This is a genomic window from Robiginitalea sediminis, assembly GCF_002198115.1.
In the GTDB taxonomy this organism is placed as follows: Bacteria; Bacteroidota; Bacteroidia; order Flavobacteriales; family Flavobacteriaceae; genus Robiginitalea; species Robiginitalea sediminis.
On the sequence record NZ_NGNR01000001.1, the window covers coordinates 965,487 to 983,314 of the forward strand.

Here is a 17,828-nt window from a genome sequence, read left to right on the forward strand (position 1 = left end):
AGCCGGTTTGCCCGGCCTTTATTTTTAACATAAATGCATTAGGAAATATTCCATAAAAACGGAAAATATCCATAAATTAGCTTCCCTCTTTTTTAAGAAGCGAGATGCAAAAGACAATTCTGCACCTGGATCTGGATACTTTTTTCGTTTCCGTGGAGCGCAAGCTGGACAACCGCCTGAAAGGCAAGCCCATTTTGGTGGGAGGCTTAAGCGACAGGGGGGTGGTGGCTGCCTGCAGCTATGAGACCCGTGGGTATGGGGTGCATTCCGGTATGCCTATGCGCATGGCCCGGGAGCTTTGCCCTGAGGCTGTGGTTATCCGGGGCAATGCCGGTACGTACAGCAAGCATTCGGATGAGGTTACGGAGATTATCCGGGAGCAGGTGCCGCTTTTTGAGAAATCCAGCATAGACGAGTTTTATGCAGACCTTTCGGGGATGGACCGGTTTTTCGGTTGTTACCGCTATGCCACCGAACTGCGGCAGCGCATCATCCGGGAGGCGGGCCTGCCCATATCCTTTGGGCTTTCCGTCAACAAGGTAGTCTCCAAAGTGGCCACGGGGGAGGCCAAGCCCAACAGCCAGCTGAAGATCGACTTTGGCTATGAAAAGCCCTTCCTGGCCCCGCTGTCTATCAAGAAAATCCCCATGGTGGGCGATAAGACCTATCAGACCCTCCGCAACCTGGGGCTGCGCCAGATCCGGACCATACAGGAAATGCCGGTGGAGGTCATGCAGCAGGTGCTGGGAGCCAACGGGAAGGTGATCTGGAAACGGGCCAACGGGATAGACAACAGCCCCGTGGTACCTTTTTGCGAACGCAAGTCCATTTCCACCGAGCGCACCTTCGACCGGGATACCATAGATGTGGTCCGCCTGCGCGGCATCCTCATCGCCATGACGGAGAACCTGGCCTTCCAGCTGCGCAGGGGTGGCAAGCTCACGGCCTGTATCGCGGTAAAAATCCGCTATTCGGATTTCAACACCTACTCCAGGCAATTGCGCATCCCCTATACCTCAGCAGACCATAAACTCATCCCCCAGGTACTGGAGCTTTTTGACAAGCTCTACGATAAACGGCTGCTGGTACGCCTTATCGGGGTGCGGTTCAGCCACCTGGTGCCGGGGAGTTACCAGATCAACCTCTTTGAAGATACCGAGGAAGCCCTCAACCTGTATGCGGCCATGGACCGCATCCGGGAGCGCTTTGGAGACAAGAGCGTCATCCGCGCCTCGGGGATGGGGGCGCGGACCATAGGGAGGATGCACAACCCTTTCGACGGCCGCCCACCCATAGTGCTGGCACATAGAAAACAATAATGAAATTCCAAATTCCAAATTCCAAATTCCAAAACCCAAGAGATTATGAGTAAAGAAAAAGTATACAATCTGGAAGAAAGAACCTATCAATTCGCTAGAGATTGTCGCTATTTAGCAGGTCTTCTTCCGAGAACCATTAGCAATATCGAGGACCTAAAACAGCTCATTAAGTCATCCGGTTCGGTAGGCGCCAATTATATAGAAGCCAATGAGAAATTGGGGGTTAAAGATTTGATTATGCGGCTTAAGATTGCGCGCAAAGAAGTTAAAGAAGCTGGGTATTGGCTCAGGCTGTTAAAGAACACTAATGAAAAGCATGCAGAGCGTATTGATAGGCTGATTGGTGAAGCGGCTGAACTCAGAAAAATAATTTCTGCCATTGTGAATCGCGTTGAAATACGGGAAGGCAGGCAATCCCCAATGGCAAATTAGACCCCCATGGAATTTGGAATTTGGAATTTGGAATTTGAGTCCATATGTATTTAAACTGCCATACATATTATAGCCTGCGCTACGGGACCTTTTCGGAAGTAGACCTGCTGCAGCTCGCCCGGGAGATGGGGGTGCGCTGCCTGGCCCTGACCGATATCAACAACACCTCTGCCGGGCTCAATTTTGTCCGAAGGGCCCCGGAGTTCGACGTGCGCCCCCTTTTGGGGGTCGACTTCCGAAACGGGGTAGACCCCTGCTTTGTGGGCATTGCCCGAAGCAATGAAGGGTATATGGAGCTCAACCGGTTTTTGTCCTTCCACCTGCACCAGGGCCGCCCCTTTCCGGAGCGCCCCCCCGGTTTTTCGGAGGCCTGTGTGGTGTACCCTTTCGAGAAGGTCCTGCTGGCCGAGATGGAAGATTTCGGCCCCGGGGAGTTTATCGGGGTTTCCGTGCGCGACCTCAGGCGCCTGCCGTTTTCCCACCTGGTGGAATACCGCGACCGGCTGGTGGTCCTGCAGCCGGTAACGTTCCGCAGCAAGCGGGATTACAATGCTCACCGGCTTTTGCGGGCCATAGACAACAATGTCCTGCTGAGTAAACTGCCCGAAGCGGAGCAGGCCCACCCGGAGGACCATATGTTTCCCCTGCCCAACCTGGCCGAGGCCTTTTCCGAGTACCGTTTTATCCTGGAGAACACCCGGGCCCTGATGGAGTCCTGTTCCATCCATTTCGACTTTTCCGACCAGCGCCGCCCGCAAAACTTGCAAACCTATACCGGCAGCCGGGATGAGGACGAGGCCCTGCTGGAGCGGCTTTGCCAGGAGGGGATGCCGTACCGCTACCCGGACCCCGGCCCGCAGATCCATACCCGCCTGGAAAAGGAACTCGAACTGATCCGGGCCAAGGGTTTTGTCTCCTATTTCCTGATCAACTGGGATATTGTGAGCGAAGCCCGCAGGCGGGGCTTTTTCTATGTGGGGCGGGGCAGTGGCGCCAACAGCATTGTCGCCTACCTGCTGCGCATTACCGATGTGGACCCCATAGAGCTGGACCTCTACTTTGAGCGTTTTATCAACCTGTTCCGGGCCAACCCCCCGGATTTCGACATCGACTTTTCCTGGAAAGACCGGGAGGCGATTACCCGTTATATCTTCGATCGCTTCCAGCACGTGGCCCTGCTGGGGACTTATGTGACCTTCCGCGAGCGGGGTATTATCCGGGAGCTGGGCAAGGTTTTTGGCCTGCCCAAGGCGGAAATCGACCAACTCTGCGACGGGCAGTACGAGTCTTCCCGCCTGGATGAGGTAGCCCGCCTGGTGGTGCGCTACGGCAGCCTCATAAAGGGGATGCCCAACTACCTGAGCGTGCACGCGGGGGGCATCCTGATTGCCGACAAGCCGTTGCACTGGTTCTCGGCCACCCACCTCCCCCCCAAGGGATTTGCCACCACCCAGTTCGATATGGTCATTGCCGAGGATGTGGGCCTGTACAAGTTTGATATCCTCGGCCAGCGCGGTCTGGCCAAGATTAAGGAAGCCCTCCAGATTATCCATTATAACCGCCCGGAGGAATTCGACCGTATCGACATCCACAATATGGGCCGCATCAAAACCGATACCCGGGTAAACCACCTTATTAAAACGGCCCAGTGTATGGGGTGTTTTTATGTGGAATCCCCCGCCATGCGGATGCTGCTGCGCAAACTGGAGGTAGACAACTACCTGGGCCTGGTTGCGGCCAGCTCCATTATCAGGCCCGGGGTTGCCAAAAGCGGGATGATGCGGGAATATATCCTCCGCCACCGCGATCCTGAACGGGTGAAACAGGCCCACCCGGTCTTGCTGGATATCATGCCGGAGACCTATGGGGTAATGGTCTATCAGGAAGACGTCATCAAGGTGGCGCATTACTTTGCGGGCCTCAGTCTGGGCGAAGCCGATGTGCTCCGCCGCGGGATGAGCGGCAAGTTCCGATCCCGGGACGAGTTTGAGCGCATCCGTTCGGTGTTTATCGAGAACTGCCACAGAAAGGGGTACCCGGAAGCCCTGGTTTCGGAAATCTGGAACCAGGTGGCCAGTTTTGCCGGGTATGCCTTTGCCAAGGGGCATTCCGCGTCCTATGCCGTGGAGAGTTACCAAACGCTTTTCCTCAGGGCGTATTTCCCCCTGGAATACCTGGTGGCTGTCCTGAACAACGGGGGCGGGTTCTACCGGCCGGAACATTATGTGCATGAAGCCCGTATGATGGGGGCCCGCATCCATCCGCCCTGTGTGAACCGTTCCGATGTGGGCAACCGCATTGAGGGAAAGGACATCTACCTGGGCCTGATGTACCTGAAGGAGCTGGAGGGAAGGGTCATGGACCGTATTGTTCGCCAGCGGCAGGCGGGGGGAAGTTTCAGCAGCCTGGAAGACTTCCTGGACCGGGTTCCGCTGTCCATAGAGCAGCTGAGCATCCTGATCCGCATCGATGCGTTTCGCAGTACGGGGGCGGAAAAGCACCACCTGCTGTGGAAGGCCCATATGTTGCTTGCCAGGGGGAAACCCAGGGAGCACCCCCGCCTCTTCCCACCCCAGAAACGCGATTTTAGCATCCCCCGTCTGCAGGCCACCGACCTGGAAACGGCCTTTACCCAGATCGAACTCCTCGGGTTTTCCCTGGGCAGCCCGTTTGAACTCCTCACGGACCCGGTAACCAACCGCAACGGCAGCCGCCACCTGCCCGATTTCCTGGGAAGGCATATCGATATCTACGGCTATCTGGTAACGGTAAAAAACACCCGTACCCACCGGGGAGACCGCATGCATTTTGCCACGTTTATCGACCAGTACGGGGAGGTCTTCGATACCGTCCTTTTTCCGCCGGTAGCGGCCCGATACCGGTTCCGGGGGCGCGGCATATACCGTTCGTACGGGAAAGTGGTAAGCGAGTTCGGGTTCCTCAGCATAGAAGTGGAACGGATGGAAAAACTGGATTTTATCCCGGATCCCCGTTATGCCGATATGAAGACCAGCCAAAGGATCCGCCTCTCCAAGGGCCGGGAAGCACTCCCGGAAGCCGGGGCTTCGGAATAAGCCCATCCCGCAAACCGCCCATTGGCATCCTCCAAAATTTGGTCCTCCAAAATTGTGAGATTGGTAAAAACAGAGGACTCCTTTACACAGCCCCGTAAAAATGAGGTTGATTTTCGCCCCTGCCATAATTTTTATGGAACTTCAGGGGAAACGGTACACCAACATCCAACACCCAACCTTATGAAAGATATATCCAGAACCCTGAACCGCCGGCAGTGGATGCGCACCACGGCCCTTGCCGCGGGCAGCCTTGGCCTGGTCCCGGTATCCGGCCTTTGTGAAACCCCACGTGTCCTTCCGCAACTCAGTCCTCAAGGGGATTTGAGGCTCAGTCCGTTTTTCAGTGAATACGTTTCGGGTAGGGCCTTTGCCGCGGCCCCTTCCGCAAAGCTCAACGCCAATGAGAACCCCTATGGTCCCTCGGCAAAGGCCATGGAGGCCCTGCGCGAGGCGGCACCTGGCGGCAACCGGTACGCCTGGCGGGAACTCCTCTCCCTTATGGAACAGATTGCCGAAAAGGAAGGTTTGGGAACAGACCACCTCATTATGGGCCCGGGTTCTTCCGACCTGTTGGAGAAAACGGCCATGGTCCTCTTCCAGCACGGGGGGAATATCGTTTCTGCCGACCCTTCTTACATGTCCATGATCCAGGTGGCCCAGGCCTGTGGGGCCCAGTGGAAGCCCATCCCGCTGAAACCGGATTGGTCCCACGATTTGGACGCCATGGAAGCTGCTGTGGATTCGGATACCAAACTGGTATACATATGTAACCCGAACAACCCGACAGGCACCCTGACCGATGCAAACGCCCTTTTGGATTTCTGCTCCCGCGTTTCCGAAAACGTACCGGTCTTTGTGGACGAGGCCTATCTGGATTTCCTGGAGCCCGATGCCCAGCATTCCATGGTCTCGCTGATCCGGGAGGGTAAAAACGTAATCGTGGCTCGGACGTTTTCCAAAATACACGGCTTGGCCGGCCTCCGAATAGGCTATGCCCTGGGCCTTCCCGGGACCCTGGAAGCCCTGCAGGCTATTACGCGGGCCGGGATGGGGATTTCCGGGACCTCCATCGCCGCGGCAGCGGCAAGCATGGCAGACCTCCCTTTTTTGGAGCAATCCAGGATAGGCAACCGGGAGGTTCGCCAGCAGGTATTCGAAGGGCTTAAATCCATGGGGCTGGATCCGGTCCCATCCTATTCTAGTTTTATGATTTTCCCCATCGAGATGGAGGGGAAGGCGTTTTTGGAAAAGATGGCCGGGTACGAAGTAGGGGTCCGCGCCTTCCGGTTTTTTGACCGGAACTGGTGCCGTGTAAGTATGGGAACCGAAGCCGAAATGGTACTTTTCCTGGAAGCCCTTGGCAAAACGCTGATATAAACCCCTCCCTACCCTATGAACCCTGCCCTCCAACGCACCCTGGAACTGCTGCTTATTATCGGTATCGGGTTGTTGCTGCAACGCAAGCTTTCCGGGAAACAGCACCTGGAGGGGTTAAAACTGATTATCCTGAATGTAGCCCTCCCGGCTACAATTTTTCTGGCCCTTTTGCGGGTGGAACTGGAGGCGTCGCTCCTCTTTTTACCGGGCCTGGCGCTGGCCTTCAATGTATTTATGCTCCTGATGACCCTGGGTTTTCTTCCCCTGATGCACCCAGGGGCTTCAGCGCAGCGCAGAAGGACCTGGACCCTGTTATTGCCCTCCCTGGCACCCGGGCTCTCCTGTTTTCCATTTGTTATGGCCTATTTGGATGACGCCATGGTGGCCCTAGCGGCACTGGCCGATGTTGGGAATAAATTTTTCGGGTTAATCCTGCTTTACTTACTGGCTATGCACTGGTACAGAGGCGTAGCTGTAAGGCCGGACCAGGGGAGCTCTCTGGGTAAAAAGGTGAAGGAGTTGTGCCTGGCCCTTTTTCGGGAGCCCATTAACATGGTTATCGTTGCGGCTATCCTGTTGCTGGTGGCAGGGGTGAGCCTGGAAAGCCTCCCGGGCTTCGTAACCGCTACCATCGGCCGGTTCAGTACAATGATGGTGGCCCTGGTTTTGCTGTTTATCGGGATGGCTATGCGGGTAAGCCGCTCCGATCTGGGCACCTTGCTGCAATTGCTTTCCTGGAGGTCCGGGGTGGCATTCCTGTTTTCTGCGGTGTGCCTGTTTGCCATACCAGGTCTGACACCGGCCTTTATGCTGTTGCTGGTCGTGTTCCCTCAGAGTTCCTGCAGCTTCTGGCCCTTTTCCCATATGCATGTGGTTAGCCGCCTGGAAAAGGATTCCGGGCGGGACCCTGCCACCTTCGACCTGGACCATGCGGTAAATGTCCTGGCCTGTTCCCTCCCGTTTTCGAGCCTGCTGATACTGATGGTTTTCAATTTTGGCACCTTTTTCACGGACCCGTGGAAGGTGCTGTTGGCAGGTGCCGGCCTCACCCTGCTCTCCCTGTTTTCCCGCCTCTGGAAGTGGCTTATGGCCCGGAGCAGGGGTGAGGTGGCAGAGAACGCCCTATCGTAGACTTCCCAACCGGGTTTCACAACCTCGGAATTTCCGGACGCCAAAATTGATGGGTTCACAAAAAGCCAAAGGGCCAGGAGTCGACCCCGTAAAAATGGGGGTCGGAACCTAAACTCAGCCCAATATTTTCCGATCTTGAAGGAAGGGCGGCGGCACCGAAAACCGTTGGCCTTTTATTGTTGATCGCAGGGCCGTCTCCCACGGGAACTTCCAAGAAAAACCCCGGGCATATCAGTGCCCGGGGGTTGGGTTTTACGGGACGGCCCTGTAGCGATCACCGGGCCAGGATTCAGAAAACCCTTAGGTATACTGGTTCAGGATGTTTTCGTATAATTCCTGTTGCCCGCTTATCCTCTGAATGTCCGGGTTCGCAGTGGCATGGGCGTGCAAATCCTCCAGCCGGAGCTTCCCTTCTTCGAAATCCTTCCCGGCCCCGCTGTCGAAGGAGGCGTAACGGGCTTTGCGCATTTTTGGGATAGCCGATTCGGTAAGCACAGCATGGGCAGCCAGCAGGGCACGCGCAAAGGCATCCATCCCGCCAATATGGGCATGGAAAATATCGTCCAGGTCGGTGGAATTTCTGCGGATTTTGGCGTCGAAGTTGACCCCTCCGCCCTGGAAGCCGCCGGCCCTTAGGATAACCATCATGGCCTGCGTAAGCTCGTAGACATCCACCGGGAACTGGTCGGTGTCCCAGCCGTTTTGGTAATCGCCCCTGTTGGCGTCTATACTGCCCAGCAGCCCATTGTCTGCTGCCACCTGGAGTTCATGCTCGAAGGTGTGCTGGGCCAGCGTGGCATGGTTCACTTCCACATTGAGTTTGAAATCGTCCAGCAAATCGTATTTGGTCAGGAACCCGAGTACGGTAGCCGCGTCGAAATCGTACTGGTGCTTGGAGGGTTCCATGGGCTTGGGCTCAATAAAGAAAGTGCCTTTGAATCCTTGCTTTCGGGCGTAATCCCGGGCCATGTGCAGGAAACGGGCCATGTGGTCCAGTTCGCGGCCCATATCGGTGTTGAGCAGGGACATGTATCCCTCGCGACCTCCCCAGAAAACGTAGTTTTCGCCCCCCAGCTTTATGGTGGCATCCAGGGCGTTTTTGACCTGTGACCCTGCAGCGGCCACCACGTTGAAATCCGGGTTGGTAGCGGCCCCGTTCATATACCGCGGGTTACTGAAGCAATTGGCCGTGCCCCAGAGCAGTTTTACGCCGGAGGCCGCCATTTTTTCCTTGGCGTAATCCGTAATCAGGTCCAGGCGCTTTTCGGATTCTGCCAGGGTACTGCCCTCGGCAATAAGGTCGAAATCGTGGAAGCAGAAATACGGGGCGCCTATCTTGGTGATAAACTCAAAGGCGGCATCCATTTTATCCCTGGCCTGTCCTATGGGGTCCTGGCTGGCGAGCCAGGGAAAATCCTGGGTGGGTGCCCCGAAGGGATCCCCACCGGTTCCGGTAAAGGTATGCCAGTAACAAATGGCAAAACGAAAGTGTTCTGCCATGGTTTTGCCACCCACTTTCCTTTCTGCATCGTAGTATTTAAAAGCCAGGGGGTTGTCGGACCCCTTGCCCTCGAAGGTAATTTTACCAATGCCTTTAAAGTATTCCTTGTCTCCTGTGGTAATCATGTCTGATGTGTTTTAAGCAATGTTTCAAGTTTGTTTTTCCAATCGGTATAGGCTTCGCGGTAAGGCCCGCTTTCGCTTAAGGGTTCATAGCGCAGCTGCACCGCATCGGTGGCGGTTGCAGCCTCCATATCCGGGAAGGCCCCTGCCGCTACTGCCGCGGCCCTCGCAGCCCCTGCGGCACCTGTTGTCGCCACCATTTCAATGGAGGCCCCGGTTAAGGTGGTAATGGTCTCGGCAAAAGGCCGGGCCCTGAACAGGTTGTCATTGCCGGCCCGGATGCGTTGCAGGTTTACCCCGTCTTCCGCCATGAGTTCCATGCCGTAGACAAAGGAAAAGGCAATGCCTTCCAGGGCGGCCCGATACAGGTGTGGTTGTTTGTGGATATTAAAATCCAGGTTCTGGATGCTGGCCCCTGGGTGGACATTGCGAAGCATGCGTTCCGCCCCATTTCCGAACGGAAAAATGCGGAGTCCTTCGGCCCCCGGGGCAACCGATGCTGCCAGCTCGTTCATCTGCGGGTACCCGAGGCTTCCGGGGGTATTTTGCTGCATCCAGCTGTACTGGATCCCGGTGCCGTTTATACACAACAGTTTCCCAATTCGCGGGGCACCTGCACTGTGGTTTACGTGGGCAAAATGGTTAACCCGGTGCAACTCACGGGTGTCCAATCGGTCGGAGATGGCATATACCACGCCGCTGGTCCCGCCGGTAGCGGCAACCTCCCCCGGTTGCATGACATTCAGGGAGAGGGCATTGTTGGGTTGGTCCCCGGCCCGGTACAAAATGGGAGTACCCTCCCGGAGCCCTGTCTCGGCGGCCCCTTGCGCTCCTATTTCTGCCTGCGCCCCAAAGGTGGGCACTACCCTGGGCAAGAGACCGGGATCAATTCCCGCAGCCTCCATCAACCAGGTGGCCGGGGCCTCTTCCCTGTAGTCCCACAGGATGCCTTCGGAAAGGCCCGAGGCGGTTGTGGTACAGGTCCCGGAAAACTTCATGGCGATATAGTCCCCAGGAAGCATGACCTGGTGAATTCTGACATAGCGCTCCGGTTCGTGTTCTTTTACCCAGGCCAGTTTGGAGAGGGTGAAATTGCCCGGGGCGTTTAACAACCGATCCCGGCAACGGTTTTCCCCAACAGCTTCCATGAGCCGATCACCCACGCCCACAGCCCGGCTGTCGCACCAGATAATGGAGGGCCGGACCACCTTCAGGTCACGGTCTACGGCAACCAGGCCGTGCATTTGGTAGGAAATACCGATCCCCAGGATACTTTCGGCTTTGGTGTCAGTGGTCCGGAGGAGTTCCGAGGTGGCCTTTTTCACGTGTTCCCACCAGAGCCCCGGGGGTTGTTCCCCCCATCCCGGCTGGTCCGAAGTAATGGGCATTTCCCGCTCCGGGCTTTGGACCCGTGCCACTTCCCTCCCGGTGGCCGATTCCACCAGGGCAGCTTTAACCGAAGAGCTGCCGATGTCGTATCCGATCCAGTACATAAATTTGGTGATGCAGGGCGGGGCCGCCATTCGGGCGGCCCTGGTGATTCAGCCCCTTAAAGTCCGTATATATTCGGAATTCCGCAAGCCTGTAAGCCGAAAAATAAGGGATTCACCCGGTTTGGCGGGCAGATTCGTGTGATTTTCACACCTGACCCCGGAAATTTTGCTAATTTTCACAAAAACACCAGTAGAACCTATCCGATGCATCATGGGGCTAATTAAGAGTAAATGGGGCTGGGTATGCGTATGGGTGGCTATGGTAAACCTTATGACCGCCCAGGTGTCTGAAGCTACCGGCGGCTACGGCCTTTGGCTGGACTACCGCCAAGTGGCCCGCCCGGAGCTGTTGGAACACTACCGGGAATCCTTGGGGTCGGTTTGGATGCCCGCGAACCGGGCTACTATCGGGGTTGGCCGGAAGGAACTCCTGGCCGGCCTGGATGCGTTGCTGGGAGGCGGGGTTCAGGAAGTGATGGATCCGGATAAGGCCGCCTTGCTGGTGGCGCGATGGGACGAACTGCCCCCCGGCATCACAGAACAGACCTCCTGGGAGCCTATCGGGCCAGAGGGGTTCCTGATAAAGGAAATCAAGACGGACACAGGGTCTCGCACTGTCCTTACCGCTACCGAGGACATCGGCATCCTCTACGGGGTCTTCCGGCTCTTGCGGGAGCTGCAGACCAACCGGGAATTGGATGGGCTGCACATTGCCGATTTCCCCAGGATCGCCCTGCGCATGCTCAATCACTGGGATAACCTGGACCGTACGGTAGAACGCGGGTATGCCGGGTTTTCCATCTGGAACTGGCATACCCTGCCGGGTTATATCGATCCGCGGTACCGCGATTACGCCCGGGCCAATGCCTCCATCGGGATCAATGGTACGGTCCTGACCAATGTCAATGCCAATGCCCAGGCCCTTACCCCCGCCTTCCTGAAGAAGGTACAGGCCCTGGCAGACTTGTTCCGGCCTTATGGGATAAAGGTCTACCTGACAGCCCGGTTTTCTGCGCCTATGGAACTCGGAGGCCTCGATACGGCAGACCCGCTGGACCCCCGGGTGGAAGCCTGGTGGCAAGGCAAAGCCCGCGAAATCTATGGGCTAATCCCGGATTTTGGCGGGTTGCTGGTCAAGGCAAATTCCGAAGGTCAACCCGGTCCTCAGAACTACGGGCGCACCCACCTGGAAGGAGCAAACATGCTGGCTCGGGCCCTGGAGCCCTTTGGGGGTCTGGTGATCTGGCGCGCCTTTGTGTATTCGGAAGCGGATCCCACAGACCGCGCAAAACAAGCCTTTACGGAGTTTGTCCCCTTTAATGGGGAATTCCACCCCAATGTGCGGTTGCAGGTCAAAAACGGCCCCATCGATTTTCAGCCCAGGGAGCCCATCCACCCGCTTTTCGGGGCCATGCCGGACACCCCAATGCTGGTGGAGTTCCAGATCACCAAGGAATACCTGGGGTTTGCCACCCACCTTGCCTACCTCCCCAAGCTCTTCGAAGAGGCCCTGGATACGAATACCCACTGGGGCCAGGGGCTAACCCTTGGTGCGATTGCAGAAGGTGCGCCAACAGGGAAACGCGCCGGGGGACTGGCAGGGGTATCCAATATCGGAACCGATCTGAACTGGACCGGACACCCCTTCGGGCAGGCAGACTGGTATGGTTTCGGCCGCCTGGCCTGGAACCCTTCCCTCAGCAGTCGCGATATTGGGGAAGAATGGGTCCGGATGACCATAGGCAACGACCCGCAGGTCCTGGGCCCATTGCTGGAGATAATGCTCCGCTCCAGGGAGGCGGTTGTACATTATATGATGCCCCTGGGGCTCCACCACCTTTTCGATACGGGCCACCATTACGGGCCGGGCCCCTGGGTTAGCGACCTGTCCAGGCCGGAATGGAACCCGGTATATTACCATCAGGCCGATTCCCTGAGCATCGGCTTTGACCGAACAGCTACAGGGAGCAATGCCCTGTCTCAATATGCTCCCGGCTTTGCCCGGACCTACAGCGACCCGGAAACCTGCCCGGAGGAGTACCTGCTCTGGTTCCACCACCTGCCCTGGGATTTTCGGATGCCATCGGGCCATACCCTCTGGGAAGCCCTGGGACTGAAATACCAGGAAGGAGTGGATGCCGTCCGTGGGATGCTCCGTACCTGGGAAGGGTTGGAGGGAAGCCTCCCGAAGGGCCTTTACCAGGATGTCGGGATGCGCCTTCAGATCCAGCTGAAAGAAGCCATTTGGTGGAAGGATGCCTGCATGGCCTATTTCCAGAGCCATTCCCGGCTGCCCTACCCGGAGGGGATGGAACCCCCATTGCATTCCCTCGATTATTATATGTCCCTTGAATTTCCCAATGCCCCGGGTATCCGGCCGCGCTGGGATTGATTACCTTGCAGGTATGGAAGAAAAAGCATGTATAGTTACGGGCGGCACATCCGGACTGGGCTATGCCACAGCCCGAACGTTCTGCGCAGCAGGGTATCGCTGCTATGTCATTGGCCGCAACCCGGAAAAAACCCGGAAGAGTTGTGAGGAAATGGGCCCGATGGCGGTGCCTGTGGTCCTGGACCTCTCCGACCTCGAGTCGATTCCCGGGGTTGTATCGGATATTGTTTCAAAAAGCGGCAGGATCGATGTGCTGGTAAACAATGCCGGCATTAATATGAAGAAGCCCCTGCTGGAAGTTACCGATGCGGATTTCCAATCCATTATCCAAACCAACCTGCTCAGCGTGTTCAGCATAAGCCGGGAAGTGGGCCGGGTCATGCAACAGGCGGGAAGCGGGTCCATCATCAATATAAGTTCTATGGCCGCCCAGTATGGCTTGCCATATGTGGTGGCCTATTCGGCCAGTAAAACGGCAATAGAGGGAATGACCCGCGCCATGGCCGTGGAATTGTCGCCCATGGGGATCCGGGTGAACTGCGTGGCCCCGGGATTCATAAAAACCCCAATGACGGCTAAGGCGCTGGACAGCGACCCCGACCGTAAAAACCGGGTGTTCGCCAGGACCCCCATGGGAGAAATGGGCGTCCCACAGGACATTGCGGACGCCGTTTTGTTCCTGGCCTCGGAGAAGGCGCGTTTTATTACCGGGGCCGTCCTTCCGGTAGACGGGGGCAACAGCATTGGCTTCTGATGGAAGGGGGTAAAACACAACCCAGGATGCTCGGGTGTATGCGGTGGTATGGCCCCCACGACGGGGTTTCCCTGGAAAGCATCCGGCAGGCGGGGGCAGAAGGCATCGTTACCGCCCTGCACCAGATCCCGGTTGGGCACGTTTGGACGGTACATGCCATCCGGGAGCGGCAGGCCCAGGTGCGGGAATATGGGATGGAGTGGGAAGTGGTCGAGAGCCTTCCGGTTTCCGAGTCCATCAAGCAGCGGAAAGGGCCATTCCGGCAACATATCGAAAACTACAAAACAAGCCTGGTAAACCTCGCCTCCTGCGGCATCCGGGTTGTCACCTATAATTTTATGCCGGTCCTGGACTGGGTGCGCACCGAGCTGTATGCCCCCAACGCGGATGGCACCAAAACCCTGCGCTTCGACCGGGTGGATTTTGCCTGTTTCGACCTGTTTATGTTGGAACGCCCCGGGGCAGAAGCCGATTACGATGCAGACGCATTGCAGCAGGCCGAACTACGGTTCGGGCAATTGGCCCCGGCGCGGAAGGAGGAACTCCGGCGGGCTGTCCTCCAGGGCTTGCCTGGGAGTGATGAATCCTTTACCGAGGCGGGGTTGCGCTCCCTTCTGGCCCAGTATGAGAGAATTCCCAAAGCCGTGCTGCGGGAGCATCTGGTGGCTTTTTTGGAGGAAGTTGTACCGGTGGCCCGTGCGAACGGGCTGGTCCTGGCCGTACATCCGGACGACCCACCCTACCCGCTGCTCGGGCTGCCCCGCGTGGTATCTACCCGGGAGGACCTGGAATACATCTTTGGGGCGGTTGCCGATACCGCCAACGGCCTGTGCTATTGCACAGGGGCACTGGGCGCAGGCCCCGGGAATGACCTGTTGGGAATCCTGGGAGCCTTCGGGACCAGGGTGCACTTCCTCCACCTGAGGAATATCCGCTATGAAGGCGCTGGTGTTTTCAGGGAATCGGAGCACCTGGTGGGGCATGTGCCCATGGGAGCAGTAGTTGCCCGGGTTCTGAAGCTGATGCGCGAGCGGGGCGGGCCCATCCCCATGCGCCCCGACCATGGGTTTTTGCACGCCTCGGAGGCAGGTACCCGCCATTACCCGGGGTATTCCCTGACTGGCCGGATGAAGGGCCTTTCGGAGCTACGGGGCCTTGAAGAGGGGCTTCTGTGGGGCGGGTAATTGGTTTGGGACAGATATTCCGAAAAGATTTTTTCATACCTTAAGCAGGCTTCTGCAGCACCAGAACCAACCAAAAGGACCATCGCATGAACATCGACGAGTATATGGCCGAGCGGGTAGACGACCAGATCCGCTGGTACTGTAAAAAAAGCGCTATTAACAAAAAGCTGCATATTCGGTTCAACAGTTCGGTTATTGTGTTCAGCTCCATGATCCCATTTGTATCGGGCTTTGAGCTATCGGAATTCCTTCCCTTTATTACGTTGTCTTCCGCAGAACTTGCCGGCCTTTTTGGGGTGATCACCGCATCGCTCACGGGGATTATCGCCCTGATGAAATTCCAGGAGAAATGGACGGTGTACCGGGTAACGGGCGAGGCCCTGCAGCGGGAGAAATTGTTCTTTAAAACGGGCGCTGCTCCGTATCATGGGAGGGATTCCTACCCTCGTTTTGTCCAGAATATCGAACAAATCCTGGGCAGCGAAAACACCCAATGGTCCGCCACCGTAGGCCCTTCCGAAGGGGGGTCGGCCGAAACGGCCTGAGGACGGTTACTCTTCCCCTTCCTCGGTAAGGAGCTGGTAGGTAGCTTCAAAGATTTCCCGGTCTATGGGGTACATCTCCCCATGTATGCCCACCATTAGCCAATCGCCCGCTTTGCCATCGAGGGTGCCTTCCATAGTTTCCACGCGGAACGGTTCCTCTATTTGGAAACATCTTACGGGAATTGGCCGCTTTACCGCCTGGCGGAACGGCAGGTTGGGAATCTGGTTTTTTTTAAAGGTTTTCATGGATCGTTTCAGGTGAGGAGTTTCTCCTTCAGGAAGGTTGTAAAGTCGTCTGTCCCTCCAGGGGGGTGGTAAAGGGCCAGGTAGGCGGCATGGGCGTTGAGGTGCATGGATATTTTCTGGCGGATTTCGGCTAGTGCTGCAGCCTTCTCATAGAACTCCCGGGAGGCGTACAGGTTCCCGATATACAAATGGGCTTCTGCAAGGGTGGCATAGGTCCACAAGGAGTCGTCGCATTTTTCTGCGGCTTCCAGGGCCTCGGTGGCATACTCTTTCATAGCGGGTTTGTTCTCCTCCATTACCAAGCTCAGGAAGGCCAGGTTAATGGCGTGGTAATACACCTGTTCCAGGTCTGCAGCCTCCCGGGCCATATCCAGGGCAATGCTGTAATACACCTGGGCGGTTTCCCCGGTTTTCCGGTTGGGTTTTTTCAGGTATTCCCGCTTGTGCCGGCCGCCTATTATCCCCATAAGGTCTGTCGATTTGGAAGCGACGGGGTGGTCTTCCAGAAGTTTCATGGCGGCATCGTGCCGGTCCAGGCCTTCCAGGGCAAAAATCAGTTGGCGCAACCCCTTGATGTCCAGGGAATCTGCCATGGGCAGGAGTTCCTTAACCACGGCATCATACCTGCCCAGGGCCAGGTTGCGCTCCCGGGCATCCCCGAAGGCGCCCAGGGAATCGGAATGGGTGAGCGCCTGCTTTACCATTTTGCAGACGGCATCCTCCCCGGATCTGGGTTTAACGATGGAAAAGTGGTTCCCCTCCAGGGTAAGGCAGGAGCCTTCGTCAAAGTCCGCAAAGCAGGATTCCGCACTTACAAACGGGTCATCTGTGGCCGCAGCTGCCAGGAGGGTAAACGGAAGGCCCGATGCAAATTGCGCCTCCCATTCGCGCCGCAACCACGAGATAAACGCCCCTTTCCCGCTCATTTCCGCATAGGGCTTGTTCCACTCCGCCTGCAGTTCCGCTTCGGATAGACCGTTACTGGGGCATGCCAGCAGCAAGAGGTGGGAAACCTTGTCCCGGTGCTCCTGGGGCATGTCCAGAAGGGCGCGCTGGGCAATGAGCCCGCCCATCCCATGGGCAACGATGGCGATGCGGTCGTAACCTTCGTATTTGTATTTCATGGAGGTGCGCAGATATTCCGTTATCCGGCCGATATCCGTGATCCCGCCCCAGACGTGTTTTCCGTTTTCGGGTTGGATAAACTGGGAGTACCCGAAAGGCTTCATATCCCACCCGTCGAATTCCGGGTCTTCCATAAGCATGTCTGGAAGGGCCCCGAAGGTCTCGGAAGATTCCCCGGATAATCCGTGGATAAAGAGGATCAGGTTGTTGGCGCCTTTGGTTTCCCGGTAGACCTGGCGCATTTCCTTGGCTTTAGGTCCTGTGGCCGTTTCCGCTTCGGGCAGGGATGCGGGCTCCAGTTTCCGGCGCATCTCTTCCGGGATATAGCTCAGGATAAAGTTGTCGTACATCTCCAGGTTTACATAGGGCTCCTGTCGGATATCCAGGGGAGGGTCGCAATCGCGGGCTACTTGTTCTATGGTTTCGGGAATCACTTTCAGCAGGTACCCGGCCACCTCCAGGATGCGCACATACGGATCTTTGAAATCGGTCATGTGCTGCCCGCGCAGGGCCATGAGCAGGTGTTTGGTGAAAAGGCTGTTCCGGTCATCCTCCAACTGGTAGGATTGCTGCTCCTCCTTGCAGGATGCGATGACGGAGATGCCCCGCTCGTTGTCCACTTTCTGGGCCAGTCCTTCCAATTTGCCGAAGGTTTCCGCCTGGGATTCCTTTTTGTGGAGGCGGGGGCTGAAGCCGCCGGCTGCCATCCCGGTGGCGTGGCAACAGTCCATGAAAAAAATGAGCCTTCGGGTTTTCAGGCTGTCGATCTTTTCCCGGATCTCGGCTGCCGTGACCCAGGCTGCAGTATAGTCGTCGTACTCCATCCCCTCTCCGATCCCATGGGGGACAAAGTGGAAGGTCCCATCCAGGACGTCCCCGTGGCCGGAATAATACAGGAAGACAGAAGAATCCGGGTCGGTTTTTCGGATGAGGGTGTCGAAGGCGCCCAGGATCCCTTTGCGATCGGCGTTCTCCCCGGTTAACAGCAGGACATTCTCTTCAGGATACCCGCAAAGGGCGGGGTCAATAAGGAGTTCCGCTACGTCCTGGGCATCGCCAATGGTGTCCAAGCCATCCTCGTATGAAATGCCGATCAGGAGGGCATAAGCGTTTCTAAGTGGGCTCATAGGTTT

Annotated in this window: 13 protein-coding genes; 9 read left to right on the forward strand and 4 right to left on the reverse strand. The window is 56.9% G+C overall.

Features of this window, described 5'->3' with window-relative positions; genetic code table 11:
* The first annotated feature begins 104 nt into the window (after nt 1-104).
* The 5 genes from dinB (at nt 105) to CA832_RS04365 (ending at nt 7,333) form a co-directional block, all read left to right on the forward strand.
* Complete coding sequence (gene dinB / locus CA832_RS04345; RefSeq protein WP_088340318.1) at nt 105-1,319, forward strand: DNA polymerase IV; 1,215 nt, start codon at nt 105-107, stop codon at nt 1,317-1,319.
* A 45-nt stretch (nt 1,320-1,364) separates the two neighbouring features.
* Nucleotides 1,365-1,751, forward strand: coding sequence for a four helix bundle protein (locus tag CA832_RS04350; protein ID WP_088340319.1), 387 nt, complete (start codon nt 1,365-1,367; stop codon nt 1,749-1,751).
* Between the two features lie 44 nt (nt 1,752-1,795).
* Nucleotides 1,796-4,825 (forward strand): DNA polymerase III subunit alpha, encoded by a 3,030-nt coding sequence (locus CA832_RS04355; RefSeq protein WP_088340320.1) that lies wholly within the window; start codon nt 1,796-1,798, stop codon nt 4,823-4,825.
* A gap of 180 nt (nt 4,826-5,005) precedes the next feature.
* Nucleotides 5,006-6,202, forward strand: a complete 1,197-nt coding sequence (locus tag CA832_RS04360; protein ID WP_088340752.1) for a pyridoxal phosphate-dependent aminotransferase — start codon at nt 5,006-5,008, stop codon at nt 6,200-6,202.
* 15 nt (nt 6,203-6,217) lie between these two features.
* A complete protein-coding gene (locus tag CA832_RS04365; RefSeq protein WP_088340321.1) occupies nt 6,218-7,333 on the forward strand; it encodes an AEC family transporter in 1,116 nt (371 codons plus the stop codon).
* Nucleotides 7,334-7,633: 300 nt separating this feature from the next.
* On the opposite strand, the gene xylA is transcribed toward CA832_RS04365, so the two are convergent.
* On the reverse strand, nt 7,634-8,959 hold the full coding sequence (gene xylA / locus CA832_RS04370; RefSeq protein ID WP_088340322.1) for a xylose isomerase: 1,326 nt from the start codon (nt 8,957-8,959) through the stop codon (nt 7,634-7,636).
* Complete coding sequence (locus CA832_RS04375) at nt 8,956-10,449, reverse strand: xylulokinase (RefSeq protein WP_088340753.1); 1,494 nt, start codon at nt 10,447-10,449, stop codon at nt 8,956-8,958. Before CA832_RS04375 ends, xylA begins: the two co-directional genes overlap by 4 nt.
* Nucleotides 10,450-10,660: 211 nt before the next feature.
* Between CA832_RS04375 and CA832_RS04380 the strand changes: the two genes are divergently transcribed.
* From CA832_RS04380 to CA832_RS04395, 4 genes are all read left to right on the forward strand, one after another.
* On the forward strand, nt 10,661-12,841 hold the full coding sequence (locus CA832_RS04380; protein ID WP_088340323.1) for an alpha-glucuronidase family glycosyl hydrolase: 2,181 nt from the start codon (nt 10,661-10,663) through the stop codon (nt 12,839-12,841).
* 13 nt (nt 12,842-12,854) lie between these two features.
* On the forward strand, nt 12,855-13,595 hold the full coding sequence (locus CA832_RS04385) for an SDR family NAD(P)-dependent oxidoreductase (RefSeq protein ID WP_088340754.1): 741 nt from the start codon (nt 12,855-12,857) through the stop codon (nt 13,593-13,595).
* 26 nt (nt 13,596-13,621) lie between these two features.
* Entirely contained in the window at nt 13,622-14,779 is a 1,158-nt protein-coding gene (uxuA, locus tag CA832_RS04390; protein WP_088340755.1) for a mannonate dehydratase, read from the forward strand.
* Nucleotides 14,780-14,865: 86 nt separating this feature from the next.
* Entirely contained in the window at nt 14,866-15,324 is a 459-nt protein-coding gene (locus tag CA832_RS04395; protein WP_088340324.1) for a DUF4231 domain-containing protein, read from the forward strand.
* A gap of 6 nt (nt 15,325-15,330) precedes the next feature.
* Here CA832_RS04395 and CA832_RS04400 read toward each other — a convergent pair whose 3' ends face one another.
* A complete protein-coding gene (locus CA832_RS04400) occupies nt 15,331-15,570 on the reverse strand; it encodes a hypothetical protein (protein WP_088340325.1) in 240 nt (79 codons plus the stop codon).
* A gap of 8 nt (nt 15,571-15,578) precedes the next feature.
* Nucleotides 15,579-17,822 (reverse strand): caspase family protein, encoded by a 2,244-nt coding sequence (locus CA832_RS04405; RefSeq protein WP_088340326.1) that lies wholly within the window; start codon nt 17,820-17,822, stop codon nt 15,579-15,581.
* Nucleotides 17,823-17,828: the final 6 nt, after the last annotated feature.

Excerpts from the sequence above, each read along its gene's own strand:
- dinB (WP_088340318.1), top strand. The coding sequence starts at position 105 with ATGCAAAAGACAATTCTGCACCTGGATCTGGATACTTTTTTCGTTTCC.
- CA832_RS04350 (WP_088340319.1), top strand. The coding sequence starts at position 1,365 with ATGAGTAAAGAAAAAGTATACAATCTGGAAGAAAGAACCTATCAATTC.
- CA832_RS04355 (WP_088340320.1), top strand. The coding sequence starts at position 1,796 with ATGTATTTAAACTGCCATACATATTATAGCCTGCGCTACGGGACCTTT.
- CA832_RS04360 (WP_088340752.1), top strand. The coding sequence starts at position 5,006 with ATGAAAGATATATCCAGAACCCTGAACCGCCGGCAGTGGATGCGCACC.
- CA832_RS04365 (WP_088340321.1), top strand. The coding sequence starts at position 6,218 with ATGAACCCTGCCCTCCAACGCACCCTGGAACTGCTGCTTATTATCGGT.
- xylA (WP_088340322.1), bottom strand. The coding sequence starts at position 8,959 with ATGATTACCACAGGAGACAAGGAATACTTTAAAGGCATTGGTAAAATT.
- CA832_RS04375 (WP_088340753.1), bottom strand. The coding sequence starts at position 10,449 with ATGTACTGGATCGGATACGACATCGGCAGCTCTTCGGTTAAAGCTGCC.
- CA832_RS04380 (WP_088340323.1), top strand. The coding sequence starts at position 10,661 with ATGGGGCTAATTAAGAGTAAATGGGGCTGGGTATGCGTATGGGTGGCT.
- CA832_RS04385 (WP_088340754.1), top strand. The coding sequence starts at position 12,855 with ATGGAAGAAAAAGCATGTATAGTTACGGGCGGCACATCCGGACTGGGC.
- uxuA (WP_088340755.1), top strand. The coding sequence starts at position 13,622 with ATGCTCGGGTGTATGCGGTGGTATGGCCCCCACGACGGGGTTTCCCTG.
- CA832_RS04395 (WP_088340324.1), top strand. The coding sequence starts at position 14,866 with ATGAACATCGACGAGTATATGGCCGAGCGGGTAGACGACCAGATCCGC.
- CA832_RS04400 (WP_088340325.1), bottom strand. The coding sequence starts at position 15,570 with ATGAAAACCTTTAAAAAAAACCAGATTCCCAACCTGCCGTTCCGCCAG.
- CA832_RS04405 (WP_088340326.1), bottom strand. The coding sequence starts at position 17,822 with ATGAGCCCACTTAGAAACGCTTATGCCCTCCTGATCGGCATTTCATAC.